7 protein-coding genes are annotated in these 8261 nt (G+C 36.5%); all 7 read left to right on the forward strand.

All coding sequences use genetic code 11. The features are described from left to right. Positions 1–321: 321 nt before the first annotated feature. On the forward strand, positions 322–963 hold the full coding sequence (locus tag ACIPNH_RS02815) for a protocatechuate 3,4-dioxygenase (protein ID WP_155968861.1): 642 nt from the start codon (positions 322–324) through the stop codon (positions 961–963). Positions 964–1060: 97 nt separating this feature from the next. Then, complete coding sequence (locus ACIPNH_RS02820; RefSeq protein ID WP_174515790.1) at positions 1061–2563, forward strand: leucyl aminopeptidase; 1503 nt, start codon at positions 1061–1063, stop codon at positions 2561–2563. Positions 2564–2940: 377 nt separating this feature from the next. Continuing rightward, a complete protein-coding gene (locus ACIPNH_RS02825; RefSeq protein WP_400771614.1) occupies positions 2941–4128 on the forward strand; it encodes an MFS transporter in 1188 nt (395 codons plus the stop codon). A 60-nt stretch (positions 4129–4188) separates the two neighbouring features. Continuing rightward, complete coding sequence (locus ACIPNH_RS02830) at positions 4189–4494, forward strand: integration host factor subunit alpha (RefSeq protein WP_006279881.1); 306 nt, start codon at positions 4189–4191, stop codon at positions 4492–4494. Continuing rightward, positions 4494–4820, forward strand: coding sequence for a MerR family transcriptional regulator (locus ACIPNH_RS02835; RefSeq protein WP_006279880.1), 327 nt, complete (start codon positions 4494–4496; stop codon positions 4818–4820). Before ACIPNH_RS02830 ends, ACIPNH_RS02835 begins: the two co-directional genes overlap by 1 nt. Positions 4821–4865: 45 nt before the next feature. Next, on the forward strand, positions 4866–5462 hold the full coding sequence (locus ACIPNH_RS02840) for a murein hydrolase activator EnvC family protein (protein ID WP_400771616.1): 597 nt from the start codon (positions 4866–4868) through the stop codon (positions 5460–5462). 12 nt (positions 5463–5474) lie between these two features. Continuing rightward, entirely contained in the window at positions 5475–7991 is a 2517-nt protein-coding gene (gene leuS, locus ACIPNH_RS02845; protein WP_400771618.1) for a leucine--tRNA ligase, read from the forward strand. Positions 7992–8261: the final 270 nt, after the last annotated feature.

An 8261-nucleotide genomic window follows, 5' to 3' on the forward strand; every position in this document is an offset into this window, starting at 1 on the left:
AAAAGAAACCCTAGGGTAGCTAGTTATTCACTATCCATTTTTTAAGTTGGCGTTTTTTAATGTTTTAAATAGCGCGTTTCAGCTTGTGTAGGTAAAAACCTAGAAATATTGTGAAGACATAAGGTGCACATAGTGCAAAAAATTAAAAATAAGACGCCAACTACGTTGTTTTCTTGCTGTTTAATCTGCACAGATGAAGATAACTGAATACCTTCAGTTTCATGATAAGGGGGCTGGCGAAGGGTGTCAAGCAAGTTTTTTCGTTTCTATTTCCAATAAAAGTTTGTTATATGGTTATGCAAGAAGTCTATTATAAATGAAATGAATGTGAAAAATATCTTGTTAGCACTTTTAGTACAAATGATATTCAGTTTGCCGCTATTTGCAGCTGATCCTGTTTTGCTCAACTGCATTAAAACTCCGGAAATATATGACCTTGATGCAAGGCCAAAAAATTTTAGCTCTTCAAACAATTTAAGAAGGAAACCTGGTTCTCCAAATAGTGCAATAGGGGAATTAATACACATAGTGGGTAGAATTACTGATATAAACTGCTTACCAATACAAAATGCTGTAGTTTCTATATGGCACGCGAATTCACGCGGCGTGAACCATTACGATAAGAATATAGAGGATGATCCGAATTTTGCTGGATCAGGAAGGTTTGTAGTGAATAATCTTGGCTATTATAATTTTATTACGATAGCACCTGGTAAAATTGGTGATAGAGCTCCACATATTAACTTTCTAGTTCAACATCCGGATTTTCCGGAATTCACAACGCAAATGTTTTTTGTTGACCATAATTGCGATAATTGTGCTGATCCTGTTCTTGGAGATTTTGTTAGTAATGGGCTTGCAAGCCTTCTCATAACACCATTTACTTACAGTGATCAGGTCATAAAAACCTATACGTTTAACATTACCTTGGGCGGATATAATAAGTTCTCTAATAAAAGATAAAAAACCCTTGCATGTAAGGGAGTCCATAGTAAACTTGAGTGTTATTGTACTTAGGATGTATATGAAAAATATCTTACTGATGTTTTTGCTGTGGTTTATGTACAGTTTACAATTATTTGCAACGGAGATGCCAGCAATGAAAATAACAATTTCTAAAATTTCGCCCGATTTTAAAACAATAGTAACGGGTTTATTTGAGGACAACGAAACCGTAAATGATGGCGGAGTTTTGCAAGGAAAACAGATCATGGATAATATAAAGCAATTTAGCAATTTCAATGGAAGTTTTGGTGAATTTTTCTCTACTACTTTGCCAGAAGAAAAAAATGTCATAGTTGTTGGACTTGGTAAGAAGGATGAATGGAATGAAAATAAAGAATTAAATATTGGTGGTAAAATATATTGTGAGCTAAGCAGATTAAAAATTAAAAAAGCAGCGGTTTTAATCGAAGGTAGTGCAGCAAATGTTGCATATGGTGCGTTTCTGCGTAGTTTTAAGTTTGATAAGTATAAAACTAAAAAGGATGAGAAAATTACAGAGGTAGAGGAGATTACCGTATTAGTAAAAGATGAGCAATTAAGTAATGCTGAAAGATCATTTGAGCACTCAAGGCAAGAAGGTGAGAGTATATTCCTTGCGCGCTCTTTTATAACAGAGCCTCCTAACATTCTATATCCAGAATCCTATGCTGATCATATAAAAAAAGAACTTACTAAGCTTGGCCTTGAAATCGAGGTGCTTGATAAAAAGCAGATGGAAGAGAAAAAAATGGGAGCCTTGCTTGGAGTTGCACAAGGAAGTAGTAAAGAACCAAAATTAGTAGTGATAAAATGGAATGGAGCTGCTAAAGAACAAAAGCCAATAGCTTTTGTTGGTAAAGGCATAACGTTTGACACTGGTGGAGTATCGCTCAAACCTTCACGTGGTATGGAGTCGATGAAATATGACATGGCAGGCTCTGCTGCTGTGGTTGGGGTGATGCATGCTTTAGCAGGACGAAAAGCAAAAGTAAATGCGATCGGTGTGGTCGCACTTGCAGAAAATGCAGTGGGTGGTAATGCTCAAAGACCAAGTGATGTAGTAACTTCAATGTCTGGACAGACAATAGAAGTGTTGAACACCGATGCAGAAGGAAGGCTCATACTTGCAGATGCTTTGTGGTATACGCAAGAGAGATTTTCACCACAATTTATGATTGATCTTGCAACTTTAACTGGTGCTATAGTGGTTGCGCTTGGAAATAACGAATATGCTGGTCTTTTTTCAAATAATGATGAATTAGCAAACCGTCTGATTGATGCAGGAAATGAAGTAAATGAGAAGTTATGGCGTTTTCCTATGAATGAAACTTACGATAAAATTATTGATTCACCGATTGCTGATGTGCAAAATATCGCTCCTGCGGGCTCTGGCGGAGATAGCATAATGGCTGCACAGTTTTTACAGCGTTTTGTGGATGAAACTTGCTGGGCACATTTAGATATTGCAGGCACTGCTTGGCACGAAAAAGGTACTGACATTTGTCCAAGAGGAGCAGTAGGTTTTGGTGTAAGGTTACTTAATAAGTTGGTTGAAAAGTACTACGAAGCCAATGATTAAAGATCTTTATCTGGATTTATGGCTTGACTTACAGCTACATGAACGTTTATTTTTGAGGCGCAGCAAATGAAAGTAGCTGATACATATTTCTTTTTTTCTGGATTCCAGTGTCAGCTACTTTCATGACACCCTGACAACCGTCATCCCGCTACTTGTTAGCGGCTGAGATACCGCGAATGAATCGCGGTATGACGGTTCGTGGCGGCGTGACGATAAGCTCGTCATCCCGCTGCTTGTTAGCGGGATCTAGAGATACCGCGGCGGCATGACGTAGGGAAACCGTTTTTTGGGTTAGCTATAACAGTAGTCAGGAAACAATAGCTTAAAAAGAGACTTAGTGTTAAATTTCTAATAGATTACTTATAAAAACAAATCTTATGGAAAGTAGAGCTAAGGCTTGGTTCATTTGGCTGATTAGTAATTTGGTTGTTATATTCAGCAACATGCAGATAATTTATACCTTTATAAGTGTAAATCTCGAAAAGGAACTTGGACTTACAATCGCGCAAGTTGCACTGGCTAATTCAGCATATACTTGGACTTTCGCCATCTTACAATTTTTTAGTGGAGCAACGTTTAATGTTTTTTCCAGTAAAAAAATTTATTTTTTCTCGTTATCAACTATGATCTTGGGGTTTTTTGTCCTTATTAATAGTGACAATTTCTCCCATTTGATTTTGTCTCAAGTGTTGATTGCAACTGGAGCATCATTTGGTTTTATTGGTGCTGCTCACACAAGTAGCATATGTTTTTCCGCTGCCCAATTTGGACTAATGTTTTCACTAGTGCAGACAATTTCAAGCCTTTCTGCTTTGGTAATTCAAATACTGTTCTCTAACTTGCTTGCCGAAGATGCATATTGGAAAAATCTGATTGTATGCATAATACTATTTGGTGTGTTGATATTTGTACTTACGCTTTTTTGTCCAAACACACTTCCAGAAAGCAGCTCAGAAAAGCGCACAATAAAAAGCTCTATGAAGACAGTAATGTGCTCTATATTAACAGTGCTAAAATTAAGAGATATCTGGATAACTTCAGTGGTGGGTGCTATTACTTTTGGAACATTTTTAGCACTTAATACCTTGTGGGCTCGAAGGTTACTGGGCAACTCAGAACTCAATGCAATGGAGTCAGGTATAGCAACTGCAATACTATGGTTTGGTCTTGCAGTTGGTGCTCCAATTGCAGATCGAATCTCAAACTTATTTAAAAATAGGAAACATGTAATTTCTGCTTTTGCTTTATTGCAAGGCGTCTCAATTATTATTTTACTATACAGCCATTTAACAGTCCACGTTGTGTACTTTTGTATGTTAATGTTCGGGTTTTTTGCGGGAGGACATATGCTTAATTTTACTGTCGGCAGCGAGATTGTGAAACGAAAATACATCAGCACATCATCATCCATTATCAATGGATTTATGTTTATTGGCAGTGGAGTTATAGTGTCAATGTTAGCACTTTTTACAGATCATAAAATGGCACTTTTTGCAATATTTGCGATATTGATAGTTGCCGGTATTTTAAATTATGCAACAAAAGAGACATACTCTAAAAAATAAAGTAGCTGAATCTCGAGTCGATTGCTATATTATATTTACGTATTGTAATATTTATCAATAATGGATCACGTTACAACAAAAGACACAACAGTAACTAAGGCAACGATAGCTGGAGATATAAACCAAGAAATAGGATTATCAAAGGAAGACTCTGTTTCGATAATAGATGATATATTGGACGAAATAAAGACAAGCTTGGTAAAGGATGGAATAGTAAAAATATCGTCATTTGGAACATTCTTGGTTAAGAAAAAGAAGGAAAGACCAGGAAATATACCAAATACATCGGAGAAAGTGATGATTCAGGCAAGAAATTCAGTTTCTTTTAGGCCTTCAAAAATTATAAAAAAATCAATCAATAATTAATGAACAAGGAAAAATTATTTTATACGATTGGGGAAGTAGCTGAAGAGCTACATTTGGAACAGCATGTTTTGAGATTTTGGGAAGGTCAATTTCATCAAATTAAGCCTACAAAGCGTAAAGGAAGAAGGCTATATGATCGCAAGTGTATAGAGGCCATAAAGAAAGTAAAATACATGCTATATGATAAAGGATATACAATAAAAGGAGTGCAAAAAGAATTTGGTAATGATATAAAAGTCACAAAGAATTTGTTGCAAGAACTCACCGATTTGAGGGACTATTTAACTAGTAAAATAAATAACGAGGAAAGTAACAAGCAGGCGTGAAACACTACGTCTCGCTAAAATTTTGGAGTTTTGTGAGAGTTTAAAATGTGGCATATAGCCTCATTTCTTATGTTATTAGCAATATTAATAGGCTGTGGCCTGCAAAAACCTGCACCTGTGCTGCTTAAAGGCGAAGAATTTTACGGAAAAAGAGATCTGGAATATACAAGAGAGTACCATTTAATTAGGGAGCCTTCAGTGCAAAAAGAAAGTAGAAAAGCCATCATAAATAGGATATACAAAGATAACAATAATACACAAAATGTGGGGGTAAATTGTAAATTTGTAATGCCAGTTAAAGGTTCAGCTACCTCTTCTGATGAAATGTGTAAGGATGGCATAAAAATTGCTGCTCAAAATGGAACGAACGTAGTTTCCTCTGCACTAGGCAAAGTGATATATGTAGGCAAAGGGCTGAGATGGTATGGGAATTTAATTATAGTGGAACACAAAGATAATTACATGACTGTGTACTCCTATTTAAAAACCATACATGTTGAAATTGGCGATAAAGTAAAGCAAGGTCAAGTAATTGGATCTGCAGGTAAATCAAGCACACAAGATAAAGATCCACAGATGTGTTTCACAATACGACATAATGGCCAAGCGGTTGATCCTTTGATGCATATGAACTGTAATTGAATTTGGATTTATATGAAATATGATTTTAAAAGTGTTGAAAAATTTTATCAAGATAAATGGGATTTTTCTGTAAGCAAGAGTGGTAAACAAGAAAAGTGTTACGTGTTGGAAATGTTTCCATATCCATCTGGTAAAATTCATATGGGACACTTACGTAACTATGCAATAGGGGATGTGATAGCGCGTTACAAGAGAGCTAATGGATTTGAGGTTTTGCATCCAATTGGCTGGGATGCGTTTGGATTACCAGCTGAGAATGCAGCAAGGGATAACAATATTAGCCCCGAAACATGGACAAAAGAGAATATAGATAATATGCGTACACAGTTGAAATCTATAGGTCTTTCTTATAATTGGGAGCGTGAACTCTCCACATGTGAGCCTGATTATTACAAACACGAACAAAAATTTTTCCTGGATTTTTTAAAGCATGGGCTTGCCTATCGAAAAGAATCATGGGTTAACTGGGATCCAGTGGACCAAACAGTGCTTGCAAATGAACAGGTGGTTGATGGAAAAGGATGGCGATCAGGTGCAGTTGTTGAAAAACGTAAGTTGTCCCAATGGTTTTTAAAGATTACTGATTTCGCTGAAGATTTACTCAAGTGCCTGCAAAGTTTGAAAAATTGGCCAGAAAAAGTCAAAACAATGCAGGAGCGTTGGATAGGAAAATCTGAAGGAGCAACTATAGAGTTTGAAGTAGTTGGCCTGAATAAGAAATTAAAAGTGTTTACAACTTATCCTCATACTTTGTTTGGGGCTTCTTTTTGTGCAGTGGCAGCAGAGCATCCTATTGTGCAGGATTTAAAGAATGGTTCTTCTGTTGTCATCCCAGTGCTTGACACTGGGATCCAGGAAATAAAATCGAAAAGAGAGAACGATGAAAAAATAGGAGTTTACACCGGATTAAACGTCAAACATCCATTTCTTGATAAGGAATTGCCGCTTTACATAGCGAATTTTGTGTTGATGGAATATGGGGAAGGCGCGATTTTTGGTTGCCCTGCACATGATCAGCGTGACTTTGAATTTGCACAGAAATATAATTTGCCGATAATTCCCGTTATTTCTTCAGCCCACTTAGGTGTCATTCCAGCGCGTGACCAGAATTCTTACAATGGATCCCAGTGTCAAGCTACTCAGATGACAAAGGAGGCGTATACTGGAGACGGGACAATGTTTAACTCCGAATTCTTAAACGGATTAATGGTTAGTGAAGCAAAGGAAGCCATAGTTAAAAAATTTGAAGAAAAAAAAATAGGCAAAAAAACAATAAACTATCGTTTGCACGATTGGGGAGTTTCAAGGCAGCGTTATTGGGGATGCCCTATACCTATCATATATTGCAAAGATTGCGGAACTGTTCCAGTGCCAGAAAAAGACCTTCCTGTAGTTCTACCAATAGATGTAGAATTTACAAGTGGTGGCAATCCGCTGGATAAGCACCCAACTTGGAAATTTGTTGATTGTCCAAAGTGCGGAAAGCAAGCAGAGCGTGAAACTGATACATTCGACACCTTTTTTGAATCTTCCTGGTATTTTGCTGCATTCTGTAGTGAAGATAAATCAATAGACAAAGATGCATGTAATCGTTTTATGCCTGTTGATTATTATATAGGTGGGATAGAACATGCAATTCTGCATTTGCTTTATTCAAGATTTTTCTGCCGTGCTTTAACCAAATGTGGCTATTTTGATATTAAAGAGCCTTTCTCTACTTTAATCACTCAAGGAATGGTCTGCCATGCAACTTATAAAGACGAAAATGGTAAGTGGCTATTTCCCGCAGAAGCAAAAGAATTAATAGCGCGAGGTGCAAAAGTTCAAGTGGGCAAAGTTGAAAAAATGAGCAAATCGAAAAAGAATACAGTTGATCCAAACTTTATCATAGAAAAGTATGGTGCTGATACTGCTCGCTTGTTTGTGTTGTCCGACACTCCTCCGGAGAAAGATATGGAATGGTCCGATGATGGTGTGGAAGGTTGTTCTCGTTATGTAAATAAATTGTGGCGTATGGTCATGCAGCTAAGACCTGTAAATATACACTATGATAATGAAAATGTTACGGGTGGACTTCTAGAGTACAGAAAAAAAATTCATAAACTCTTACACGGACTTACAGATGACTTGGAAAACTGCAGATTAAACTGTGTAGTGGCAAAATTTCGTGAGATGACGAATTTAATAGCTGAAATAGACGTAAAAACTGGAAAATCTCTTATTGATGAAGGTATATGTATATTAATCAGAGTAATCGAACCATTCATACCACATCTAGCTGAAAGCCTATGGCAAGAAATAGGAGGTCAACCTTGGCCAAAAGCTGATGAATCATTATTAGTTGACGATACGGTAACTATAGCAGTGCAAATCAATGGAAAATTACGTACAACAATCAAGGTGGCAATTAACTTACCTCAAGAAGAATTGAAGAAAATAGTGATAGACTCTGTGTCCAGTAAGATCGATCAAAGCAAAGTTCGCACTGTATATGCTGTACCAAATAAGATAGTAAATATAGTTATATAAAAGACCTGAGTAGTACGTTTTATATAATCTGATTTTATGGCTATACTTTTTTTGACATGTAGTTATATCTTTTTTAATATAAAGGATATATACTTATGCATTATATATTTTTTTGTATGAGGAGTTATATGAAAATAAAGAGATTGTGCGTTTTGGCTGTGTTGCTTACTTCATCTCTAGCAGGTGCAGCTAGTAATAGTGCAAGTATAGCTCTTTTCATAGAAGTCCGGATGTGATAAGATAAGGATAGAAGATGATAAGGAGGTTGAG

The organism is Wolbachia endosymbiont of Drosophila barbarae (genome assembly GCF_044752445.1).
GTDB lineage: Bacteria > Pseudomonadota > Alphaproteobacteria > Rickettsiales > Anaplasmataceae > Wolbachia > Wolbachia pipientis.

Coding starts and splice junctions, on each gene's coding strand:
- ACIPNH_RS02815 (WP_155968861.1), top strand. CDS start 322: ATGAATGTGAAAAATATCTTGTTAGCACTTTTAGTACAAATGATATTC.
- ACIPNH_RS02820 (WP_174515790.1), top strand. CDS start 1,061: ATGTACAGTTTACAATTATTTGCAACGGAGATGCCAGCAATGAAAATA.
- ACIPNH_RS02825 (WP_400771614.1), top strand. CDS start 2,941: ATGGAAAGTAGAGCTAAGGCTTGGTTCATTTGGCTGATTAGTAATTTG.
- ACIPNH_RS02830 (WP_006279881.1), top strand. CDS start 4,189: ATGGATCACGTTACAACAAAAGACACAACAGTAACTAAGGCAACGATA.
- ACIPNH_RS02835 (WP_006279880.1), top strand. CDS start 4,494: ATGAACAAGGAAAAATTATTTTATACGATTGGGGAAGTAGCTGAAGAG.
- ACIPNH_RS02840 (WP_400771616.1), top strand. CDS start 4,866: ATGTGGCATATAGCCTCATTTCTTATGTTATTAGCAATATTAATAGGC.
- leuS (WP_400771618.1), top strand. CDS start 5,475: ATGAAATATGATTTTAAAAGTGTTGAAAAATTTTATCAAGATAAATGG.